The 25,020-nt window shown below is 41.7% G+C and carries 18 protein-coding genes; 12 read left to right on the top strand and 6 right to left on the bottom strand.

The features are described 5' to 3' along the window. Positions 1-4: 4 nt before the first annotated feature. Both SB49_RS11410 and SB49_RS11405 read right to left on the bottom strand, forming a co-directional pair. Entirely contained in the window at positions 5-3,523 is a 3,519-nt protein-coding gene (locus SB49_RS11410; protein ID WP_062056699.1) for a TraB/GumN family protein, read from the bottom strand. A 103-nt stretch (positions 3,524-3,626) separates the two neighbouring features. Next, positions 3,627-4,715, bottom strand: coding sequence for a mechanosensitive ion channel family protein (locus tag SB49_RS11405; protein WP_062056697.1), 1,089 nt, complete (start codon positions 4,713-4,715; stop codon positions 3,627-3,629). Between the two features lie 186 nt (positions 4,716-4,901). Here SB49_RS11405 and hemH point away from each other — a divergent pair, with 186 nt between their 5' ends. From hemH to SB49_RS11360, 9 genes are all read left to right on the top strand, one after another. Continuing rightward, positions 4,902-5,933, top strand: a complete 1,032-nt coding sequence (hemH, locus tag SB49_RS11400; RefSeq protein ID WP_062056694.1) for a ferrochelatase — start codon at positions 4,902-4,904, stop codon at positions 5,931-5,933. After that, positions 5,933-7,324, top strand: coding sequence for an MATE family efflux transporter (locus SB49_RS11395; protein ID WP_062056692.1), 1,392 nt, complete (start codon positions 5,933-5,935; stop codon positions 7,322-7,324). Before hemH ends, SB49_RS11395 begins: the two co-directional genes overlap by 1 nt. 49 nt (positions 7,325-7,373) lie before the next feature. Next, entirely contained in the window at positions 7,374-10,508 is a 3,135-nt protein-coding gene (locus SB49_RS11390; protein WP_062056690.1) for a WD40/YVTN/BNR-like repeat-containing protein, read from the top strand. 76 nt (positions 10,509-10,584) lie between these two features. Beyond that, complete coding sequence (locus SB49_RS11385; protein ID WP_062056688.1) at positions 10,585-13,716, top strand: VPS10 domain-containing protein; 3,132 nt, start codon at positions 10,585-10,587, stop codon at positions 13,714-13,716. A 96-nt stretch (positions 13,717-13,812) separates the two neighbouring features. Continuing rightward, positions 13,813-14,364, top strand: a complete 552-nt coding sequence (locus SB49_RS11380; protein WP_062056686.1) for a CopD family protein — start codon at positions 13,813-13,815, stop codon at positions 14,362-14,364. A gap of 124 nt (positions 14,365-14,488) precedes the next feature. Beyond that, positions 14,489-15,895 (top strand): ATP-binding protein, encoded by a 1,407-nt coding sequence (locus SB49_RS11375; RefSeq protein ID WP_062056684.1) that lies wholly within the window; start codon positions 14,489-14,491, stop codon positions 15,893-15,895. Between the two features lie 77 nt (positions 15,896-15,972). Then, on the top strand, positions 15,973-16,755 hold the full coding sequence (locus SB49_RS11370; RefSeq protein ID WP_062056682.1) for an enoyl-CoA hydratase/isomerase family protein: 783 nt from the start codon (positions 15,973-15,975) through the stop codon (positions 16,753-16,755). A gap of 23 nt (positions 16,756-16,778) precedes the next feature. After that, on the top strand, positions 16,779-18,329 hold the full coding sequence (locus tag SB49_RS11365; RefSeq protein WP_062056679.1) for a hypothetical protein: 1,551 nt from the start codon (positions 16,779-16,781) through the stop codon (positions 18,327-18,329). Between the two features lie 47 nt (positions 18,330-18,376). After that, positions 18,377-19,453, top strand: coding sequence for a PA0069 family radical SAM protein (locus SB49_RS11360; protein ID WP_062056677.1), 1,077 nt, complete (start codon positions 18,377-18,379; stop codon positions 19,451-19,453). Between the two features lie 64 nt (positions 19,454-19,517). On the opposite strand, the gene SB49_RS11355 is transcribed toward SB49_RS11360, so the two are convergent. From SB49_RS11355 to SB49_RS11340, 4 genes are all read right to left on the bottom strand, one after another. Then, a complete protein-coding gene (locus SB49_RS11355; RefSeq protein ID WP_062056675.1) occupies positions 19,518-20,933 on the bottom strand; it encodes a Gfo/Idh/MocA family protein in 1,416 nt (471 codons plus the stop codon). 105 nt (positions 20,934-21,038) lie between these two features. Beyond that, positions 21,039-21,698 (bottom strand): HD domain-containing protein, encoded by a 660-nt coding sequence (locus tag SB49_RS11350; protein ID WP_062056673.1) that lies wholly within the window; start codon positions 21,696-21,698, stop codon positions 21,039-21,041. After that, on the bottom strand, positions 21,695-22,432 hold the full coding sequence (locus SB49_RS11345; RefSeq protein ID WP_062056671.1) for a lysophospholipid acyltransferase family protein: 738 nt from the start codon (positions 22,430-22,432) through the stop codon (positions 21,695-21,697). The genes SB49_RS11350 and SB49_RS11345 overlap by 4 nt, the downstream gene beginning before the upstream one ends. Before the next feature lie 99 nt (positions 22,433-22,531). Beyond that, entirely contained in the window at positions 22,532-22,942 is a 411-nt protein-coding gene (locus SB49_RS11340; protein ID WP_062056669.1) for a BrxA/BrxB family bacilliredoxin, read from the bottom strand. 129 nt (positions 22,943-23,071) lie between these two features. Between SB49_RS11340 and SB49_RS11335 the strand changes: the two genes are divergently transcribed. The 3 genes from SB49_RS11335 (at position 23,072) to SB49_RS11325 (ending at position 25,014) form a co-directional block, all read left to right on the top strand. Further along, positions 23,072-23,806 (top strand): tellurite resistance TerB family protein, encoded by a 735-nt coding sequence (locus SB49_RS11335; RefSeq protein WP_062056668.1) that lies wholly within the window; start codon positions 23,072-23,074, stop codon positions 23,804-23,806. A 53-nt stretch (positions 23,807-23,859) separates the two neighbouring features. Further along, entirely contained in the window at positions 23,860-24,444 is a 585-nt protein-coding gene (locus tag SB49_RS11330; protein WP_062056666.1) for a HupE/UreJ family protein, read from the top strand. A gap of 132 nt (positions 24,445-24,576) precedes the next feature. Beyond that, positions 24,577-25,014, top strand: a complete 438-nt coding sequence (locus SB49_RS11325) for a deoxycytidylate deaminase (protein WP_062056664.1) — start codon at positions 24,577-24,579, stop codon at positions 25,012-25,014. Positions 25,015-25,020: the final 6 nt, after the last annotated feature.

Genomic DNA, 25,020 nt, shown 5'->3' with positions numbered 1-25,020 from the left:
TCTATTAAAAACCAAACTGATTAAAGGTACTAAATTGATAGGGCCTGTAAACTATGGCACGTTGCCTATCTTTCAATAGGAACTCTTCGGTAACCCATTCTATGAGTTCCTTATCGGTGTCCGTATCCTCAATACGGATGCCTTGACTCTTGAAAAAGGGCTTGGTCTGAAGGTCACCAGTATTTTCATATACCACTAGGTACATTTTAAATCCGTCATCATAGTCTTGATTGTTTCGCAATTTAAAATAATAACCGGTATATTCCTTGTCTCTATGTTTTATAGGTCTTTCAGCGATAAATTGTATGTTGTTCTGTGATTCGTCATATTCCTCCTGATCAAATAATGAAGCTTCGGCCAATTGTTTTTGTGTGCTGTATTGCACTGGAAAAAGTGAAAGTTTGTCTATCTGTTTTAGCCTATTGAACAACAGGGCCCTACTGTTGATATTGGCAGCTAAGGATGCCACCATGCCAAATGGTATATTCTTATTATCCTGGGACATTAGGCCGACGTAAGTAGTTTGTATTTTAGGGTCTTTACTAAGTAAGAGACGATCAAAAAACTGTTGCACTTCCTTGTCTTTAATAAATGGGTAGAGCAATATTTCATAGTCTTCCAAGATGCTTGTGTTCTGTAACTGGGTATTGCTAAAAAATCGCTTTTGGCTATCAGAAGAAATATACTGCCCCAAATGTCTTTTTAGCTGTAATTTTGCATCGTTTAAAATTTGCTTGCTATACTTCTTATAACTCTTAGGTTTTATCAAACCTTCTGTCAATAAATCGGCCAGAATGGAAAAGATAGGACTATTATATTCTTCAATGGTGCTATAGTCCAAAATATGTGGATATAGTTTTTTGGCAAGCTCCAGGTTATCCATATAGGGCTTAAAGATGGCATGGATTTCCAGTTTGTTGGAAATAAGCGGCAAGTCCTTCGACATTAGTTCCAAAAGGAGCTCGGTAGAATAATCATCGGCCTTTTTAGAGATTGCCTGTAATATCTTGGTCTGGGCGTTGGAGTTGTTGTAAGAGTTGACATAAAGGGTTCTAAAGAACGGAAAAACTGCCGGATCGTCAATTTCTCCCATTTTTTGAATAAGGTTGGCCTGTATATTTTTTTGATCTTCCCTAAAGTTAAATTCAGAAATATAATAGGTCAGGGAATCTAAATGTTTTTTTGAAAATAACAGAAAACGTATGCCATCTGTACTGATGCTATCCCTTTCACGTAAGGCCCTGAAAAAATCAGGGACCTTGTCCTCCATTAGGTTTCTACCGATAAGGGTATCCGAGGGTTGAAAATTGGAATAAAATTCTGTGATGTATCGGCTTGGTGGCCTAAGGGTGTCAATATTGGTCTTGAGCTCATAGAGGAGTCCGCCCTTGGAAATGTTCTTCACCAAAATTCTGGTGGAACTGGCCGGATCTCCTAAGCTTAGGTTCAATTCATGATATCCCTTGGGGGAAACGGTTCTTTTTTCATCATAAATTGTAAACTTCTTATTTGAATATAGCTTTTTTCGTAGGGCCCAAACCGAATCTATACTCGGAAACATTAAATAATCATGGCTCTTGCTTACTTCTACATGAATAGCTTCATTGTTCTTGTTGATGTAAATCGATTTTTTTACATAGGGGCTGTAGGGTTTTGGCCTATTCTTGCCGGTGTAGTAATTGTTGCTGTTCTCCACAAATTTAGGGGGAGCAATATTGCTAACCGTGGTGAAGTAGAGGGCGGTATCCTTTATTTTTTCAAAAGGTTCCCGATAAACGGGCTTTTTTATAGTGAAGGAATTAAAGTAAGTGATAGCTTCCTCATCATTTTGGGTAAGGGCGCCCATAAGGTAGTAATCGCCTCCATTGATAACTGTTTTGAGGTGTAATTTATGCGTTTGGTTAAATGGTGCTTCCGAGGCGAGGGACTTATCTTTTGTTGCTTTATACGAGGCTTCCAATTCCAAGTCCCCATAAAAACGTTTTTGTATTTGCTTCAGTTCAAAGCTGTCCTCTTCAATAAAATTGAAATCGTTCAAGGTCGCCCTTTTAAGAAAAAAATAGCCGTCCGTCTCTTTGTCGTATCCTTCAATGGATCGGGTGCCATTTCTGAACTGATTCGGGAAGGTGTAAAAGGAAGGCATTTCAATCTCGAATTCGTTAAAAGCGGAAGTGACCTTTTCTTTTTCCGTTGAGAGTTTCTTAAAGTTGATGCTATTAAAAATAGTGTCCGAGTATTGAGTGACATAGTCGCCCTGTCCCCCCATTTTGAATATTAGAATTTCCAATGGGGTAATGTAGATTTGGTATCGTTGGCGGTCCCTATTTTTCAATTCGTTTTTTACGTCCAGTCCGTAATACCCATCTTTGTACAGCTCTGTTTTATCGATGATTTTTCCTGGAATATTCTCGAAAAGAAACTTGTCAATATCCTCAATGGCAAAGTGGGCATCTTTCTTTAAAAAAGAGTAAGTGGGTATGCGATTGACCATTAAGTAGCTCCCATTGGCCAAGTCGGGAGCAATATACGTGGTATTGGTCATCTCCGAGACGGGATATAGTTTGCTTGGCAGTAAAATGGAAAATAAACCATCCTCTGGCTGGGTTTCAATGTAGGTGTTCACCTTGACCTGCTTTTCCAATCGCTCCTTTATGCGCCTTCTTCTACTGCTTATTTTTGAGGTTAGGGGCTCTACCACATACCCCTTACTGCGCAATAATGAGATTACACCATTAATACCCGGTAAATGGGACGCTCCAATACCAGTGAAGACTTTGCCTGTCTTCATAATGGAATCTAATCGTTGCACCATTCGCTGGTTGCGGACATATAGCATGTTTTTTAAGTAATGCCCGGTGTATATGCCTTGGTTTATACTGTCAATTAAATTAATGTTCCTTGCCCTATAGGCATCTTGCATTAAGGTAGTAGGATCTTGCTGCTGAATGGTTTTTTGGAGCCATTCATCGGGCTTGGCCTTTAGGGCATTTAAATTGGCCCTTCCCACCAGGGCGGAAGACTCCGCAATATCCTCCAAGGCAATTATAGGTTTGTTGAATTTCTTCCCGGCCTGATAAATGAACATATCCAGATAGGTTTCTTCCTCAAAGTTGCCGGAATAGCCATCTGAACGGTATAAAATGGTATTGATCATCCTATCCTCAAAGGCCAAATAAGCTGCTATATCTTCCTTTTTAGGATTTTTTACGAGAAATGGATAGATGTAAAAGCCCTTTGCAGTAAAATTAGAACTTTGGCTATAGCCAAAATTGCCTAGGCTATCCTCGTCATCCAACCAAGTATCAGGATCGGTTTCCAAGGCGATAATATCACTTTTTTCCAAGGCCTCATAAAAGACATCATCCAAACGGAAGGCAATTTTCTTGCTCACATGCATGGTGCCATATAGGTATGAACTCTGCTCCAAACCGTTTCCGGAAATCTCCCAGAGCAGGCTGTTTTTTTCTTGGGCAGCAGTGCCTGTGATAATGAATGTGATGGCCAAGGCCAATATGAAGCGCATAGAGATCTCTTAATTAGGATTAAAAATGCCTCAAAAAACTATAGAAATAAAAAGATATTGGATAATTAACGTTTTCTTGGCCCTGAAGGTATCCTGCAGCAACTTATTTTTTGCTTTTTTCTTCTTTCCCGTCCTTTGATTCGTCCATGTTTTTAATGTAAAGGCGGGTGTGGGGCAAACTCTCAGGGTAATGCTCCTGTAGGTAGGTAATCAGTTTTTCCCGGACCAGTACTCTTAGATCCCAGGCGGTAGGGGAATCCGAAGCGCTCATCAGGGCACGGATCTCCACGCTTCTCTCCTTGGCATCGGTCACCTGCAGCACATTTACCTTCCCGTCCCATAGATCTGTACCCTCTAAAATTCGGGTAAGCTCCTCCCTTAATTTATCAAAGGGCACACGATAATCAGTATGAATAAAAACGGTCCCCATAATATCTGCAGAGCTCTTGGTCCAGTTCTGGAACGGCTTTTCTATAAAATAGGGTGTGGGTACAATAAGTCGCCTTTTATCCCAAATGGCGATGACCACATAAGTGAGGGTAATCTCCTCAATTCGGCCCCATTCCCCCTCAACGATTACCACATCGTCAATTTTTATAGGTTGGGTAATGGCAATCTGAATCCCTGCCAGAATAGTTCCAATCATTTTCTGGGCAGAAAACCCAACAATGATTCCTGCCACCCCGGCTGAGGCAAATAGGCTTATCCCGACCTCCCGGATGCTTTCAAAACTCATCAAGGCCGCGGCAATGGCCAGAAGTACGACGAGGACAATAAAAATACGTTCTAGGATATTAAATTGTGTGTATATTTTTCTTGCCTTTAAATTATCAGTGGCCTGTACATCATAATTTTGGATGACCAGTTTTTTGGTGACCTTAAGTGCTACTAAAATCAGCCAGGTAATACAACCAATGATCAATAGGGTGCTGGTTTTGCGAATGACATAGGAAAAATCCTCCACCCCAAGAATAGTCTGTAGGGATTGGGAACGTATCCAGAATGCAAAAAATAATAGGAACAAGGGGACCCCTACTTTTTTTATGGAATCCTTGGGAATAAGATATTTGGGATTGGCACCCAATTTTCGTAGGGTATAAGTGGTAACGATATACAGAATGGACAGCAGGAGAAAGGATCCTAAAGCGTAAACGGTGGTCTGAATTTCAGAATTATTCAAGAATTTATCCATAAGGTGTAAGCCCGTTTTTTCTATTAAGGCATTAACTTACAAAAAACAGTGCGTCTATGGCTATTTTCTGGCTTAAAATTAGATTTCTCTATACGTGTATCAATAAAGTAATTAGAGCTTTTAAATTATAGTTCCCCTACATGTGTTATTTTTGTTTTGAAAAAGAAAATTTAAAGAGTTCGATAGATGAAAGGAGTTTTGTTTGTAAACCTAGGGTCGCCAGATAGTCCAACCGCAAAGGATGTTAAGCCGTATTTGGACGAGTTTTTAATGGATGAAAGGGTGATTGATGTCCCAAATATATTGAGGAACATTCTTGTGAGGGGAATAATTTTGCAGACAAGGCCAAAAAAATCGGCTAAGGCCTACAAGAAAATATGGTGGGAGGAAGGCTCCCCATTAATTGTAATTTCCGAAAGGTTTACGGAAAAGGTAAAAAAACAAACCAAGATGCCCGTGGCTTTGGGAATGCGCTACGGTTCCATGACCACAAAAAAAGCCCTACAGGAACTTAAGGACCAAGGTGTGGACGATGTGCTACTTGTACCCTTGTACCCACATTATGCCATGTCCTCCTATGAAACTGTGGTGGTTAAAGTGATGGAAGATCAAAAAAAATATTTTCCTGAAATGAAATTGACCACCCTTCCGGCCTTCTACAAAAATCCGGATTATATCAAGGTGCTTTCCGATAGTATTGCAGAAGGTTTGAAGGATTTTGAATACGATCAACTTTTGTTTTCCTACCATGGGATACCAGAAAGACACATCCGAAAATCAGATCCAACAAAATTTCACTGTAAAATAGATGGCAGTTGCTGTCAGATCAATTCCGTTGCACACCATACCTGCTACCGTCACCAGTGTTATGAGATGACCAAGTTGGTCAGGGAGCACATGGGCCTACCTGAGAACAAGGTGAGCGTTTCCTTTCAATCACGATTGGCGGGTGATCCTTGGTTGAAGCCTTATACCGACTATGAATTTGAGCGTTTTCCCAAAGAGGGTAAAAAGCGTTTGGCCGTAATTACGCCAGCCTTTGTTGCTGATTGTTTGGAGACCTTGGAGGAAATTGCCATGGAAGGGAAGGAACAGTTCGAAGAAGGTGGGGGAGAACATTACAAGCATATCTCTTGTCTTAATGATAGCCCGGATTGGGTGAACCTCATGGCCCAGTGGGTAAATGAATGGGAGGCTACTGAAACTCTGCCCATATAATGGCAAAGGTGTCTTCGGAACAGTTGGGTTCTGAACCTATAGGAAAGCTGCTCATCAAGCAGGCCCTACCGGCATCCATTGGTATTTTGGTGATGTCGCTGAATGTTCTTGTAGACTCTATTTTCGTTGGTAATTGGATCGGTTCCATTGCCATCGCAGCAATAAATGTGGTATTGCCCGTTTCTTTTTTTATAGGCGCCCTAGGGATGTCCATAGGTATAGGGGGTTCTAGCATCATTTCACGTGCCTTGGGCGCAAATGACAAGGAAAAAGCCCTCAAAGTATTTGGGAACCAGATCACATTATCCCTTTTGGTCACTATTGCCATGGTGTTTTTAGGGCTGTATTTTATTGATACACTTATTCCCGCTTTTGGTGGAAAGGGTGCTATTTTTGGTCCCGCAAAAATCTACTATACCATCGTCCTGTATGGAGTGCCTTTTTTGGCACTCTGTATGATGGGAAATACAGTGATCAGGGCCGAAGGAAAGCCAAAATTTGCCATGATCGCCATGATCATTCCGTCAGTGGGAAACCTACTGATGGACTATATTTTTATTTACCTTTTTGATTGGGGCATGGAAGGGGCTGCTTGGGCTACCACTATAGGTTATTTCCTATGTTTTAGTTATGTCTTTTATTTCTTTCTTTCCAAAAATTCAGAGTTAAAGATCTCCTGGAACCATTTTGGCCTGGATGGCAAAATTCTGAAGGAAATAGGTGCATTGGGCTTTGTGACCATGGCCAGACAGGCTGTTGTGAGTATTATATACCTAATAATGAACAATGTGTTGTTCAATTTGGGGGGAGAGGCCATGGTGGCCGTATATGCCATTATCGGTAGGATGCTGATGTTCGCCCTTTTCCCCGTATTTGGAGTGACACAAGGATTTCTGCCCATCGCCGGATTCAACTATGGAGCTGAAAAATACGATAGGGTAAGGGAAACCATAAATACAGCCGTAAAATATGCCGCCATTTTGGCAAGTATAGTCTTTGTGGGACTTATGATCTTTCCGGCGGAAATAGCCTCCTTGTTTTTGAGTGATAAACCTGGGATGACCCCTTCCGAATTGGCTATGAATGCGTTTGTGCTGGAAAATACGCCTGGCGCGATGAGATGGGTGTTTGCCGCTACCCCGATAATAGCCCTTCAACTTATAGGAGCGGCTTATTTCCAAGCTGTGGGCAAAGCCGTGCCTGCACTGCTGCTTACCCTGAGCAGGCAAGGGTTCTTTTTTATCCCCCTAGTGCTTATTTTGCCACAATATCTAGGTGAATTGGGGGTTTGGATATCATTCCCTATTGCAGATGTACTGGCAACTATGGTCACAGGTTTTTTTCTACGTAAAGAAATTCGTACTAATTTAATCACAAAGATTTCGTCATAAATAGTTTTTATCCCTATTTTTAGAGGGACTAATTCTAATACAACTTTAAATGAAATCTTTCCTTTTGAAGATTGGCATGATCATGCTGGTCGTCTTTCTATTGCCTTTCAACACAAACGCACAAAAAAAGAAGAATTCCTCAAGTTCGGATACCCAGTATCCAGAAGAACTGTATTCCAGTTTGGAGTATCGATTGATAGGTCCGTTCCGCGGCGGACGTTCCGCAGCCGTAACCGGTGTTCCGGGAGAACCAAACTTATTTTATTTTGGCGCTGCCGGTGGTGGTGTCTGGAAAACTGAAAATGGTGGCCGAGAATGGGAGAATATTTCCGATGGCTTTTTTGGAGGAAGTATCGGTGCTATTGAAGTAGCAAAGAGCGACCCCAATGTCATCTACGTTGGAGGAGGTGAAAAAACCTTGAGAGGAAATGTTTCTTCGGGATATGGAATATGGAAATCTGAAGATGCAGGGAAAACATGGGCTTCCGCCGGATTAAAGGACAGCAGGCATGTGCCCAGAATACGAATCCATCCTACCAATGCCGATGTGGTATACGCAGCAGTTTTGGGGAATATATATAAACCAACCCAAGAAAGAGGTATTTATAAAAGTACCGACGGAGGAAAAACTTGGATCAAAAAACTATTTGTAAACGATCAGGCAGGAGCAGTAGATCTAACTTTTGATCCCAATAACCCAAGAATACTATATGCCTCCACATGGCGCGCCCAAAGGACCCCTTACAGCCTCAGCAGTGGGGGAGAAGGCTCTGCCCTTTGGAAAAGCACCGATAGTGGGGAAACGTGGAAAGAAATTTCTAAAAACGAAGGGTTTCCAAAGGATACCTTAGGGATTATCGGGGTTACCGTTTCCCCTAAAAACAGTGAGCGCGTTTGGGCCATAGTTGAGAACAAGGAAAAAGGAGGACTTTACCGCAGTGATGACGGGGGTAACAAATGGACCCAAGTTAATGATGAACGTAAATTACGTCAGAGAGCATGGTACTATACCAGACTTTATGCCGATACCGAAGATGAAGATATCGTTTATGTCCTGAACGTTAATTACCATAAATCTTCGGATGGAGGTAAAACCTTTAGCACCTTCAATGCCCCTCATGGGGATCACCATGATCTTTGGATCGCTCCGGAAGATTCCAATAGAATGATCATCGGAGATGACGGAGGGGCCCAGATATCTTATGATGCCGGGGAAACTTGGAGCACCTATTACAACCAACCTACGGCCCAGTTTTATAGGGTGACAACGGACAATTCGTTCCCGTACCGTATTTATGTGGCACAACAAGATAATTCCACCATCCGAATTAACCACAGAAGCGATGGTTCCAGTATAAATGAAAATGACTGGGAAGAGACCGCAGGAGGGGAATCGGCCCATATTGCAGTGGATCCTACAAACAATGATATCGTTTATGGGGGTAGTTATGACGGATTCTTGACCCGTGTGAACCATGAGACAGGAACCGTGAGAGGAATCAATGTATGGCCAGATAACCCTATGGGTCATGGTGCAGAAGGTATGAAATACCGCTTTCAGTGGAATTTCCCCATTATCTTCAGCAAGCATAACCCTAAGAAACTATATACGTTTTCCAATCATGTACATGTAACAGAAAATGAAGGGCAGAGCTGGACATTATTAAGTGGGGATCTAACTAGGAACGATCCTACAAAATTAGTTTCCAGTGGGGGACCTATAACCCAAGATAATACTAGTGTAGAATACTACTGCACCATTTTTGCTGCAAACGAAAGCCCTTTGAAAGAAGGATTACTTTGGGTGGGGAGTGATGATGGCCTAATTCATGTTTCCAAGGACGGCGGACAGAATTGGGAAAATGTGACCCCGTCAGGGATGCCAGAATGGTCCATGGTGAACAGTATTGAGCCATCTGCTTTTGATGAAGGCACGTGTTATGTTGCTGCCACCCGCTATAAATTGGGAGATTTTCAACCCTATTTGTACAAAACGACCGATTATGGCAAAACATGGACAAAAATCACCAATGGGATCGCTAACGAGCATTTTACCAGAGTGGTAAGGGAAGATCCCAAACGTAAAGGTTTGCTTTACGCAGGTACAGAAACAGGAATGTATGTCTCTTTCAATGATGGGGCCAATTGGAAACCCTTCCAATTGAACCTGCCTATCGTCCCTATTACAGATTTGACCATAAAAGACAACAACCTTATTGTGGCTACCCAAGGGCGAAGCCTTTGGATCATAGATGACCTATCTGTTCTCCACCAGTTGAACGAAGCAAAGAAGAATACAAATACAATTTTATACAAACCTAAAGATTCCTATAGGACCAAAGGAAGAGCGGCCAGAACACCATCAAAGACTTCTGGGATGAACCATCCGAATGGTGTCATCACGCATTTTTATCTAAAGGATATTAAAGACGAGGATAAAATTGCATTGACCTTCACCACTATGGCAGGAGATACCTTGAAATCTTACAACACCAGTGCCAAGGAAAAGGACAATAAACTGACCGTAAAAAAGGGTGGAAACACCTTTGTATGGGACACCCAGGGAAAAGGTGCAGAAAAATTGGACGGAATGATCCTTTGGTGGGCAAATCTGGAAGGTGCCAAGGCAGTACCAGGGAATTATAAGGTACATTTAAATGTCAATGGGACAAATACATCAGAGACCTTTACCATTTTACCTGATCCTAGGGCTGAGGTTGGCGTGGCAGACATGCAAAAGCAATTTGATTTTGTGGAAGATGTAAATGCCACTGTGGACAGGGCGCACCAATCTATTAAAAAGATCCGTAAGATCAGTACACAATTGGATGCCTTTACCAAGCAGTATAAGGATAATGAAGCTACCAAGGACTTGGTCGAAAAGGCCAAAAAGATGAAAGCTGATTTTGAGAGCATAGAAAAGGCCCTGTACCAAACCCAAAACAGAAGCGGTCAGGATCCCCTTAACTTTCCAATCAGGCTTACCAATAAATTGGGCCATTTGAACAGTCTGGTGACCATGGACGATTTTCCACCAACTGACCAGGATATTGTTGTTAAAAATGAGCTGACAGCTGAGATAAACAAAGAATTGGAGACATTTGACACCCTTGTGGATACTGAGATCAAAGCCTTCAACGAAGCCTTTAATAATTTAAAGCTCAATTATTTGTTTTTAGAATAAACACACATTAAAAAGTCCCAGAAATTAATTTCTTGGGACTTTTTTCTTTAAGTACCATTTAACCGATCTATACCTTATGAAAAAACAGCTCTTACTTTTTGTTTGCTTGTTGCCTTTGACCATGGTTTTTGCTCAAACTGCGGAAACATATTTTTCACCTTTGAAATATCGTAATATCGGCCCCTTTCGCGGAGGACGCTCGGTTGCGGCTACGGGGGTGGTCGGTGATCCCCTTACCTATTATATGGGTACAACCGGTGGCGGACTGTGGAAAACTGCTGATGCAGGACAACGATGGGAAAATATTTCTGATGGCTTTTTTGAATTGGGGTCGGTAGGTGCCGTGGCAGTCTCCACTTCCAATCCAAATATTATTTTTTGCGGAATGGGGGAGCATGCCCCAAGAGGGGTCATGACCTCCTATGGAGATGGAGTCTATAAATCTACCGATGCAGGTAAAACCTGGAAGAAAATGGGGTTGGAAAACACCCAGCACATTTCTAGAATTGTGGTACATCCCACAAACCCCGATGTGCTGTGGGTTGCCGCTCAAGGCGCCCTTTACGGTCCAACAAAGGAGCGGGGCATCTATAAATCCATTGATGGAGGACTTACCTGGAAGAATGTCCTTTTTGTAAATGAGCTGACCGGAGGAGTAGAACTCTCCATAGATGCCAACTACCCAGAAGTGCTATATGCCGCTATGTGGCACCACCAACGTAAACCAAATATGGTGATCAGCGGTGGAGAAGGCAGTGGCCTTTATAAGTCGGTCGACGGGGGAGAATCTTGGTTTAAAATCCATAAGGGCCTACCTGAAGAAAAGGGTAAAATGGCCATTGCCGTGAGTCCGGCAAATTCCAATAAAGTATATGCTTTGGTAGAAAGTGATTCGGATAATGATCAGGGCGGACTTTTTGTTTCCGAAGATGCAGGAAAATCATGGAATATGGTAAGTGGCGATAATCGACTTGTCCAAAGGGCCTGGTACTACATTGAGGTCTTTGCGGATCCCAATGATGAAAATACGGTTTATGTGCTTAGTGCGCCTGCCCTGCGTTCCCTGGATGGTGGGAAAACCTGGGAAACCCTCTCGGGGCCACATGGGGATTATCACGATCTTTGGATCAACCCGCACAATTCTAAAAATATGGTCATAGCCGATGACGGTGGTGCCGGTATCAGTTTTAATTTTGGAAAAACATGGTCAACTCAGCGCAATATGCCTACGGCGCAGTTCTATCGGATCAGTACGGATAACCTTTTCCCCTATAATATCTATGGTGGCCAACAGGACAATACCGCAGTTAAAATAGCAAGCCTGTCTACGGGTAGAAGCGGTATTACCGAACAGGATTGGACTTATACCGCAGGTGGAGAAAGTGCTTTTTTGGCCTTTGATCCCAATAATCCAAGGTACGTAATGGGTGGGAGTTATCTGGGGACCATAGAGCTATTGGATATGGATTCCAAAGCTTCCACACAGATCATGGCAGCCCCTATTCAATATTTGGGACGTGCGGCCAGGGATATGAAATATCTCTACAATTGGAATGCGCCTATCATAAAGTCCCAACATGAATCCGATACATACTACCATTGCGCACAATTAGTGCTCAGAACACGTGATAAGGGGGTGACGTGGGAAGAAATATCCCCTGACCTTACACGGAATATGGACGACAAGCAAGGCAAAGGTGGCGGACCGTATACCAATGAAGCGGTGGGGGCCGAAAACTACGGAACCATTGCCTATATGATAGAATCTCCTCACGAAAAAGGTGTTTTCTGGACAGGCAGTGATGATGGATTGGTCCATATCACCAAAAATGGAGGCCAAAGTTGGGAAAATGTGACACCAAAGGGACTTCAGGAATGCCTGGTAAATGCCATAGAGGTGTCCCCCCACGAGCCTGGGACTGCCTATATCGCCACTACTAGATACAAATTCAATGACTATACCCCTGCGCTGTACAAGACCACTGATTATGGAAAAAGCTGGACCAGCATAAGTGCAGGGATACCCTATGGAAGCTTTACAAGAGTAGTTCGCGAAGATGCAACTAGAAAAGACTTGTTGTATGCCGGCACGGAAAAGGGAGTATATATTTCATGGAATGGCGGAAAAAATTGGGAAAGCTTCCAGTTGAACCTTCCCAAAACCCCGATTACAGACTTAAAGGTCCATAACGATAATTTAATTGTGGCCACTTCAGGCCGTTCTTTTTGGATTCTCGATGATCTTACCGCATTATCGCAATATATGCCCGGTAAAAATGGGGTCAAGATTTTAAAACCAAGTGCTACATATAATGGCTCTTGGGGAAGTCCTTTGAGTGGTAATTCGGAGGATTTTAATGGGACAGATGCTTTTAATGGGATCAATCCCGCGAATGGGATGGTAATTTATTATGAATTGCCAAAAATGTCCGATTCAACTAGCATCTCCCTAGAAATCCATGATGCCAAAGGGAATTTGGTGCGGAGCATCAGTTCTGAAAAGGACCCTAAATATGTGAAGAACAACGGAGGTGGACCGCCTCCTGCTCCGATTCTTTCAAAAAAGGAGGGACTCAACCGTTTTGTATGGGATATGAAATATCCCATAATGACCGGTATTCCCAATGTTTATATAGAGGCAGATTTTCGGGGCCATACGGTGTCCCCTGGAGACTATACCCTTACTTTGAGGACTTCAAAAGAAACTGTAGAAACCACGGGTACCATCATGGAAATTCCCACCTATCAAACAAGTCCGGGGCAATATGAAACCTATAATACCCGGATGTTGGCAATGGAGGAAAATGTGTCTGATATGCATCAAAAAGTTAACCTTTTGTATGCGGTTCAACAGCAGCTAAAGGACATTGTATCGGTATTGAAAGCGTCACCCGTGAAAACAAAGGGGGAAAATCTAATTGCACAACTCCAGACATGGGACGAAGAAATGGTACAACGGAAGTCCCAAGCGTATGACGATGTGGAGAATTTTCCCAATAAATTTACTGCCGAATACCTGTTTTTGATCAATCAGACCAGTAGTGGTATCCCCAGGGTAAACCAATCGTCTGTGGATAGGAAAAAGGAGTTGGATACCCAATGGAAGATGCTGAACCAGAGAGCTATAAAGTTTTTAGAAACAGATATTCCCTCGTTTAATAAGGAGTTGTGGAATGCAGGGATCGGCGCCATTAGACTAGCGGAATAAGGTTTGGAAATGGATAGTTGTTCAACACCCAATGGAATATTTCCATTTGTTACTGAATATATATTCCCGAAATTTGTGAGCTCATAGGAGAACAAAATGCAAGACTATTATAATTATATAAAATCACTACATCTCATCTTTGTGATCACCTGGTTCGCTGGATTGTTCTATATCCCCAGGTTGTTCATCTATCATATTGAGGCCTCACAGAAGGGTTCCCCGGAAAAGGAAATCCTCACCGAGCAGTTGAAACTTATGACCAAAAGACTGTGGTACATCATTACATGGCCATCTGCGATCCTGGCAACCATCTTTGCTATTTGGTTGCTGGTCTTAATGCCAGTATGGCTGCAACAGCCTTGGATGCATATAAAATTGGGTTTTGTGCTCCTGTTGATCCTATACCATCTAAAAAACCATCAAATATTCCGACAATTGCAGCGGGATGAGGTTCGTTATACCTCCAATTTTATGCGACTATGGAACGAAGGGGCTACCTTGATTCTTTTCGCTGTGGTATTCTTGGTCATCCTAAAGAATACCTTTAATTGGATTTTTGGGGTTGTGGGCATCATTGCCCTTGGCGTACTCTTAATGCTAGGAATTAAGTTGTATAAAAGTATCCGCAGGAAAAACCCGAATGCTTAATATGGCTCTTTTTGGGGCAGTTGCATAAGGCACCCTCCATTTGGCTTGATAATTGCTATATTTAGCACAAAATAGGACATTCTTGTTGACAAAACTATCGTTACGATCCCGGATATTTATCACAATGATCTTATTGGTGCTCATTGCATCCGTATTGATCGCAGGGGTAACTATTTATCAATACCGAGAACAATCCAAAGATTACCATGCAGATCGTCTGGAGCGAAAGGAAGAACAGATCAAACAAAGTATCGTTTATACCATCCAAAAGACCACCTATCCGGTTACTACCGAGAATTTGGAATTTATCTTTATGGATGAGATATATCAGATTGCCGATGTGCAAAATGTGAATTTCAACATTTATGATCTAGAAGGCCAATTGATAAAGAGCTCAAGACCCACTTTCGAAAGGGACTCCATCTCTACTTGTCTTTCTGCTGAGGTATTGAATAATTTGGCGGCCAGCATCGATGAGCGCTATGTAGAGGAGAAGAGTACGGCCGGGGATAAATACCAGGCGTCCTATACCTATATAACGGACACAAAATTTAAACCGATTGGGATCCTTAATCTGCCCTACTTTGAGGATAATTCATTTAACAACAAGGAATTAAAGGAATTTTTGATGCGTTTGGGAGGGGTATATCTATTGATGTTGTTGATAGCTATCGCACTCGCTTATTTTATATCCAAGTATATTACGAGGTCCTTACAAACCGTATCCGATAAATTGAACCAGACCAATTTTGAAAAGCGGAATGAGAAAATCTTAGTGGACAATCCCAGTCAGGAAATAGGCAAGCTGATAGAAGCTTATAATGCCATGATCGACGAGTTGGAGCTAAGTGCTGTGAAATTGGCACGAAGCGAGCGGGAACAGGCATGGCGGGAGATGGCCAAACAAGTGGCCCATGAGATAAAAAATCCTTTGACACCCATGCGCCTTAGTGTCCAGAGTTTTGAGCGTAAATTTGACCCTAAAGACCCCAACATTGATCAGAAGGTAGATGAGTATTCCAAAACCCTAATCCAGCAGATAGATACCTTAAGTAATATTGCCTCGGCATTTTCCAATTTTGCAGAAATGCCCGCACAACAGAACGAGACTCTGAATGTTGTGAAAATTGTAAAATTGGCGTTGGATATATTTCAGGAAGACTACATACATTTTGTTTGCGAGGAGGATGAGATAATTGCCAAGCTAGACCGTACCCAACTGATACGGGTGATCACCAATTTGATTAAGAACGCCATTCAGGCCGTGCCAACGGTGGAATCTCCTCGTATTTTGGTTTCTGTGGCTTCGGAAGGAACCCAAGTAAAAATAATGGTTGCTGACAATGGAGTTGGGATCGGAGATGAGTTTAGGGATAAGGTATTTGAACCAAAATTCACAACAAAGTCGAGCGGTATGGGCCTTGGTTTGGGGATGGTAAAGAATATTGTGGAAACTTACAAAGGGACCATAGATTTTACTACTCAAGAAGGAAAGGGAACGGTATTTACCGTAAGGTTCCCTAAAGAATAGTAGTTCGTTATATAAGGAGTCTAACCTATCGTAGGGGCCCCAATTGAATAAATTACAACTGATAAAAAAATAGAACAATGAGTTACGAGAACATATTGGTAGAACAGAAAAACGCAAGAGCAATTATTACCATCAATAGGCCAACAAAATTGAATGCCTTGAACAAGGCCACTATAAAAGATCTGCATGACGCTTTTAAAGCATTGGATAAGGACCAGACCGTCAAGGCCATCATCATCACCGGAAGTGGGGAAAAAGCTTTTGTTGCCGGTGCCGACATTTCTGAATTTGCACATTTCAGTGAGAGAAAAGGACATAAATTGTCTGAAAAAGGGCAAGAACAGCTTTTTAGTTTTGTAGAAAACCTTTCTACCCCTGTCATTGCAGCAGTGAACGGCTTTGCGCTAGGGGGTGGTTTGGAATTGGCCATGGCCTGTCATTTTAGGGTGGCAAGTGATAATGCCAAAATGGGACTCCCAGAAGTCTCCCTTGGGGTGATTCCAGGTTATGGGGGTACACAGCGCTTACCACAGTTAGTGGGTAAAGGAATTGCCATGGAAATGATTATGACAGCAGGGATGATGGATGCTCAAAAAGCATTGTCCCATGGTTTGGTGAATTATGTGGTCACCCAAGATGAATTAATGCCCTTATGTGAGAAATTGGCAAGCAAGATATCGAATAATTCATCTGTGGCCATTGGTTATGCAATAAAAGCCGTAAATGCGGGTTTTAAAAATGATGTGGACGGATATAAAGCTGAAATAAAAGCGTTTGGAAAATGTTTTGGTACCGCTGATTTTAAAGAAGGTACCTCGGCATTTTTGGAAAAACGCAAAGCTGAATTCCCCGGGTCATAACCAATCTTAAACCTACTATTTCTATGAAAACCAAGCTTATTATATTCTTTCTGTTGGTGGCCACCACGGTTTCCCATGCTCAAAAAATGCCGGTTAGTTATGATTTTGGGGAACGGTACAGTGACCGTTACAAATATTCGAATCTACTGACCATTGCGGATGATGGGGAGGGAGGTTCAATCTTGGTAAGATCTTATTTTACCGGACTTATCCTTAGACCAAAAGGATTCTATATTGAACACTATAATAAGGATCTGGAATTGGTTTCAGAATTTAACTATAAGATTACCGATATCGATTATGTGGATGGCTATATCAAGAATGGCCATTTACATCTCCTATTATTAAGATATAATCAAGGCACGGCATCCTATGAATACGTTATTCATTCTTCTCCTTTGTCGATGATGAATTTTAAAGAGAATGTTATTCTCTCCATTGAATCGGTGGAGGTAGAGAACGCGTTGGACAAGAATTACTACAATAGAAATTTTAGTTCTGGATTTACCACATCGGTATTGTTCAATGAAGATAAATCGGCCTTTGCAATTACCACCCATTTTAAAAAACGAAAGGATAACCAGCACTACATCTATTTGTTCGATACCACTGGGACCAAGTTGATGGAGTATGATTTTTCCGCGGAGATTGAAGAGAAAAATTATGCTTTTGAAGATATCGCGATTTCCAAGGATTTAAAAAAAGTATATCTTATAGGGAAAGCGTATTACAAGAAAAAGCGATTTGCGGCAACAGAAAGGAAGTTTCAGTATGAGTTATTGCTCATAGATGAAAATGGGGGCAAGACCCAAACATTTGATGATCCCGGTAAATTTTCAGAAGCTCTAAAGCCCATACTCATTGATAACAAGTTGGTATTTGTAGGTTTTTATGCCGATAGAAAGGACAATCGTTATAATGGGTTGGTCTATTTTGAAATGGATCCTAATTCCTTGGAGCTCCTCCAGAAAAAATACCATCCTTTTTCCCAGCAATTTATGCTGGATAAATTTGGGAAAGGGGAAGAAAGAGAGATTAATAACCTTATTTTTAAAGACGTTAGTGTTACCGAAGAAAAGGATATCCTCTTTAATGCGGAAGAGTATTTCGTGACCAAGAGCGTCCAACAGGATGCAAGTGGTGCCCGATTGCACATTGATAGATACCATTATAATGATATGGTAAGTGCCAAACTAAATGTAGCGGGAGATTTGATCTGGACCAGAAACATCAATAAGTCGGAGGTGACCCAGAATGATGCGGCCTACGCTTCATATAGTTCCTACACCTTGGGCAACGATACTTACTTTTTTATCAGTACTGCCAGCGAGAACCCACAACAGTTGAGCAACGAGCGTATAATCTTTAGACAGGGATACAGCAGAAACAGAAATGTATTTATGATCAAATTGGATGCCCAAGGGAATATGAGCTACGAAAAGTTTATTGATGATAAGGACGCCAGACTTCCATTAATGGTTTCTTTGCCCTATACCAATAAACAAGATAATAGTATGCTCTTTTATGCCAAAAGGGGATCTAAAAAGCAATTGGTAAAAGTAACGTTTAAATAAATTTTCAATATTGGAAATATTCCATATTTTTGGAATAAATCCATATTTTGAAATCAAACGAATATCTCAAAGGGCGTGGTGCCCAGCATAATAGCCATAATCGGTTTCTTAAGGATATTCACGAACAGCGAGATGATTTCTTGGAGTTCTGTCGTTTAGATGGGGAAGAGGCAGATAAGAATAAGACCAAATACCTTCCCATTTTTCCCAAAACCATTGTCAACAAAGTGACAAGTCCCGATGTTGGGATGCATTATTCCATGAACCCCTACCAAGGCTGTGAACATGGATGTATTTATTGTTACGCCCGCAATTCCCATGAATTCTGGGGTTATAGTGCCGGTTTGGATTTTGAAAGGCAGATTCTTATCAAGAAAGATGCACCTCGTTTATTGGAAGAAAAAATAAAATCTAAAAGTTGGAAAGCGGATACCATTGTTCTTTCGGGCAATACGGATTGTTACCAACCTGCGGAAAGGGAATTTAAAATTACCAGGGCCTGTCTGGAGGTATTTCTAAAATACAAACATCCAGTAGGGATCATTACCAAAAACGCCCTGCTATTAAGGGATTTGGACCTCTTAAAGGAATTGGCCAAGGATAATTTAATAGGGGTCAATATTTCCGTCACCTCCCTTTCAGAAGATACGAGGCGTATTTTGGAACCGAGAACCACAACCATTAAAAAACGACTGGAAAGCATACGGATATTATCGGAAAACAACATTCCCGTCAATGCCATGTTGGCACCCATCATTCCGGGAATCAACAGCCATGAAATACTGGATCTGGCCAAAGTGGCCTCAGATCATGGAGCTGTTTCCATGGCTTTTACCCTTGTGCGGCTCAATGGGGCCATAGGTCAAATTTTTACAGATTGGATACATAAGACCTTACCGGATAGGGCAGAAAAGGTGCTGCATCAAATTGCGGCCTGCCATGGAGGTTCCTTGAACGATAGCAGGTTTGGAGTTAGAGGAAAGGGCGATGGGAAAATAGCAGAACACATTCACGCCATGGTCCATTTGGCAAAGGCCAAATATTTTAAGGATAAAACGTTTCCAAAGCTCAATACTGGGCTTCATGAAAGATATAAAGTTGGACAGTTATCGTTGTTCCAATAATTTTAAAAGCATAAAAAAAGCCCACTTAACAAGGTTAAAGTGGGCCGTATAATGTAAAATAGAATTAGCTGAGTTCCCAACCTGGTCTATAATCGCGCTTCACCCATTCGTTGGCCTTTTCATAATTGGTAACTTTCATGTTCTTGCCATCCCACAGCAATTTACGCCTTCCAGGATAGTTGAAAGGATCCCAATCACCTGCTTTCTTGCCTTCCTTGAATTCCTTGTATTGGTAGGCTTTAATGGCCAAGTTCCCCATAAGCACAGCTTCCGTCAATGGTCCTGACCTTGAAAAATCAGAGGAAGTACCGGTTCCGTTCATACAGCCTTCCACCCAATTGCTGGCGTGTGTGCCCGTAATCCTAGGAAGATATGGCTCTGGAGCATTAAATAGCTTCATGGTCTCTGAAGGTAATAATCTTGGATTTCTGGAATAGGTATCACACACCAAAATTCCTTTGGTGCCGTAAAAGATACTTCCCCCACCACCATCACCTATGGTTTCATCGTTCTTTAATTCATCCGGTAAATCTGGTTTAAGACCGCCATCATACCAATTTAGGGCAATGTCCCCATGTTCCTCAGTATTGAATTTGAGGCGTACTATGGAAGATGGAGGACAGGAAGAACTGTAATCTGCTTCAACAAAATCCCCTACCCATACGGTGGTGCAACTTGCCTCCGCTTCCGTGGGGTAGCCCAAGTCCAAGGTGCTGAAAGGAGTTTCCATGATATGGCAGCCCATATCGCCAAGGGCTCCAGTTCCAAAATCCCACCAGCCTCTCCATTTGAAAGGAAGGTAGGCGGGGTTATAGTCCCTCATTGCTGCAGGTCCAAGCCAAAGGTCCCAATCCAATTCTTTAGGGACCTGTTCGTTGCCAACAGGTATTTTTACACCTTGTGGCCATACAGGACGGTTGGTCCAACAATCAACTTTTTCTATTTTTCCTATGATACCTGATTTGATCCATTCTTTGGCCTGTCGGCTACCATCACTGGAGGCCCCTTGGTTTCCCATTTGTGTGACAATTCCGTTTTCTTTGGCCACTTCGGTCATTAAACGGGTCTCATAAATATTGTGGGCAAGAGGTTTTTCTACATAGGCGTGTTTTTTGGCACGCATATAGGGCAATGCAATGGTTGCATGGTTATGGTCTGGAGTTGCCACCATAATGGCATCTATTTCTTTTAAATGTTTGTCGTAAACCTTTCTAAAGTCCTTGTACATTTTGGCATTTGGATGTAGGGCCTGACTTTCGGCGACCATGCGCTTGTCCACATCGCAGAACGATACAAATTTTACTTTTCCGGTTGCTGTTAATTCCCGTATAACGCCGCCGCCACGTCCTCCAACACCAAATGCAGAAACATAAAGGGTATCACTGGGTGGAACATGGTTTTTCCCAAGCACAAAACTGGGGACTATAGAAAAGGCCGCCGAGGTGGCCGCCACATTTTTGATGAATTTTCTTCTTTGCATTTTGGTCGGATTCTAGTTTTCAGTTTGAAGATACAAAAAAATGAAAACTACAACCCCCGTTTTTGTACAACAGGCACGGATTCCTTTAGCGTTGTATATGGCTCTTTAAGAGGTTCCATTCCATTCCATAAAGAAATGCTCCAAATAATCCAACATGACCTGATGTCTTTGTGCTGCTATTTTCTTACCACTTTCAGTGTTCATCTTATCTTTTAACAACAACAACTTTTCGTAGAAATGGTTGATCGTAGGGGCAGTGGATTTTTTGTATTCCTCTTTGGACATATTTAGGTTGGGAGCAATATCCGGGTTGTAAAGCTCCCTATTTTTAAAGCCACCGTAATTAAAGGCCCTTGCAATACCTATGGCGCCAATGGCATCTAAACGGTCGGCATCTTGGACTACAGCTAATTCTAGAGATTTAAATTTATCTTTCCCAGGTTCTAAACTGGATTTATAGGATATATTTTCAATAATTTTTACGACATGGTCAATAACTCCTGGGTCAACTTCAAGGGAGGTTAAAAATTCTGTGGCGAGTTTGGGACCGACGGATTCGTCACCACCATGAAATTTTGCGTCGGCAATATCATGTAATAGGGCCCCAAGGCTAACCACTAAGATATTTACCTGCTCATCCTTTGCTATCAGCAGGGTGTTTTTAAATACACGTTGAATATGGAACCAATCATGTCCGCCTTCAGCACCTTTAAGGGTTTCCTTGACAAAGGCAATGGTTTCTTCTACTATTTGGGTGTCTGTCATGCAAATGAAGTTATTCCAGAAGTGATCTGTTGTTCTACTTTGGCAATGAGCGCATCTTTATCTTCACTGATTTCGAGAGGTTGGTGCACATCTAGCGTGATATGGTTCCCCAAGGCATTAGGGAATTTACCGTAGCGCAACATTTTCCAAGAATTATTGATGCTTATGGGTACGATCAAAGCCGAAGGGGCATTTTTCATTAATATTTTCAGCCCCATGGTCTGGAACTTTTTGGGATGCCCGGTTTTACTTCTTGTGCCCTCAGGAAAGATTACGGCACTGCGGTTATGGGCTTCTATATATTTTCCAAGTTTTGCAATTTCAGTCAAAGCTTGCCTGCTATCCTTTCGGTCGATCAGCACGGATCCCCCATGCCTTAAATTATAGGATACGCTGGGGATACCTTTTCCGAGTTCCTGTTTGCTCACAAATTTTGGATGATGTTTCCTCATATACCAAACGATGGGCGAAATATCATGCATGCTCTGATGGTTGGCAACAATGATCAAAGGCCGGTCAGTTGGGATGTCGTACGGGTTGTTAAAGGTATATGTGGTTCCAAGAACGTTGGAGCATCGTAGTAGGCAAAAATTTAAAATACTGACAGTTCTCTTTAAAGCAGGGTATCCAAATACATTAAAGGCGAACCATTGGATGGGATGGAATACCAACAAGGTAAGGCCAAATAAAATCTGGTAAACGATTGAGAAGGGGTAGGCCAATATTTTTTGCATGACACAAAAATAAAAAGAGAAACCATGACTAGCACGGTTTCTCTTTTTATTTTTTACTCTGTTATTCCCAGCACCTTAAAAAAGCCAGGGAAATGTAAACTAACAGAATTCGTTATAGGCTTCCATCAGGTTCTCAGCAATCATTTCTGCTGGTCTTCCTTCAATATGGTGACGCTCAATCATGTGAACCAAATCGCCATTTTTGAACAAGGCCATACTTGGAGAAGATGGAGGAAAAGGAACCATAAGTCCCCTTGCAGCATTTACCGCTTCCGTATCAACCCCGGCAAATACCGTTACCAAATGGTCTGGTTTTTTACTGTTCTTAAGGCTCATTTTGGCGGCAGGTCTTGCATTGGCTGCAGCACAACCACAAACAGAGTTCACCACTACTAATGTAATACCTTCTTGATTGATGGCCTTCTCAACAGCTTCGGCCGTATATAATTCTTCAAATCCGGCAGATGCCAGATCTTGTCTCATTGGTTTAACTAATTCTGCAGGATACATAGTCTAATTTTTAATGATTTAGATATCTGACAAAGGTAACCATTTTGTATCATTTACTGCATGTGCCTTAACTTTTCATTAGGGGTTCTTTTCTCTCGTAATATTATATCTTTGAAAAAATTTTATAGGATGATAAAATGGTTTGCCGCCATCTTGGGGTATTATGTGTTTAGGTTTCCAGGTGCCATAGTAGGTTTTTTGATTGGTAGTTATATTGATAGTCTTAGGAACCGTGGTTCAGGTGGCGGATCAGTTTTTGGAGGGGGCCAGAGTCAAAGCGTGTCGCCTGCAGATTTTGAATTAAACCTTCTTTCCTTATGTTCTGTTGTCATCAAGGCCGATGGCAATGTTACCCAGAGGGAGCTGGATTATGTGAGGCAGTATTTCTTGAGTACCTATGGCAAGGATAAGGCAAATGCAATTTTCAGGACTTTTAACGAGGTAATTAAAAAGAGAGAGATCTCTGCTGCCAGAATTTGTGCCTATCTCAATCAACGCACACGGTATGAGGTGCGACTCCAATTACTGCACTTTTTGTTCGGAATTGCGCAATCCGACGGAAGTATAAGCCCTCTAGAGATTGAAAAAATAAAGGAAATTGCCGGGTATTTGAATGTGGGTATGATCGATTTTGAAAGCATAAAGGCCATGTTCGTAAAATCTGCGGATACAGCGTACAAGATTTTGGAAATTGAAAGATCTGTATCCGATGAAGAAGTGAAAAAAGCATATAGGACCATGGCTAAAAAATACCATCCGGATAGGGTGAATACAGAAAATGAGGCTATAAAAAAGGGTGCGGAAGAAAAGTTTAAAGAGGTTCAAAAAGCTTACGAGACCATTCAAATGGAACGAGGTTTGTAATATTTGAGGTTTTTTTAGACATTTATTAATAATCAACGATAACTAAACCAATTATGGAAAATTTCTGGTTCTACCTTCAGATGGGTCTGGATCATGTTTTAGACCTTAACGCATACGATCATATTCTTTTTCTTTCGGCCTTGGCAATACCGTTTACTTTCAAGGATTGGAAAAAGGTATTGTTATTGGCGACAGTCTTTACAGTGGCCCATTGTCTTTCTTTGGCAATGTCGGTCTATGATTTGGTTATCATGGATGTCGCCTTGATTGAATTCTTAATTCCTATTACCATTTTGTTCACGGCCCTATTCAATTTATGGTATGCCATTAACTCCCTTGAAAACAAGAATACCGGTATACATTTGTTTGCAACGGCATTTTTTGGGCTGATCCATGGTTTTGGCTTTTCCAATTATTTTAAAATGTTAATGGCAGAAGAGGAGCAAAAGCTCATGCCTCTGCTTGGTTTTGCCACCGGAATAGAACTTTCCCAGGTGTTTATCATCCTATTTGTTTTGCTAATATCTTACCTGATTCAATCAATGGCAAAGGTAAGGGTGCCCCTCTTTATAGGGGTTGCCTCTATATTGATTATCGCAATTGTCATCCCCATGTTGGTAGAAACTTACCCTTGGTAGATTTTCACTAAATATTAACCTTAATAGGTTGTTGGAATATTACAAAGAGGGTATATTAGTGTACCTTTGAAGTTGTAATGGGTCATGGTGAGATGAAAGGTCTATCGCGATCCATGGTGATTTAAAGTATTGATGGAGAACAAGAAACAAAGAAAATACGATACCGCTTATTTGAGGATGGCAAGAGAATGGGGCAAATTGTCTTATTGCAAGCGCAAGCAGGTAGGTGCCATTATCGTAAAGGACAGGATGATAATATCCGATGGTTACAACGGAACTCCCACCGGCTTCGAGAATAGCTGCGAGGACGGTGAAGGGTATACCAAATGGTATGTGCTCCACGCAGAAGCCAATGCCATTTCAAAAGTGGCGTCCTCTACTCAATCCTGTGAGGGTTCTACTTTATATATCACCCTTTCACCTTGTAAGGAATGTAGTAAGCTGATCCATCAATCTGGCATAAAACGTGTGGTATATCAGCGAGCGTACAAAGATGATTCGGGATTGCAATTTTTAGAGAAGGCCGGGGTGGAAATCACTTATATGCCTATTGAGGAATTCAGTTCATAAAAAGTA

The organism is Sediminicola sp. YIK13, assembly GCF_001430825.1.
Classification (GTDB): domain Bacteria; phylum Bacteroidota; class Bacteroidia; order Flavobacteriales; family Flavobacteriaceae; genus Sediminicola.
The sequence above is the reverse complement of the archived record's forward strand: the minus strand, read 5'-3'. Positions and strand labels throughout refer to the sequence as shown.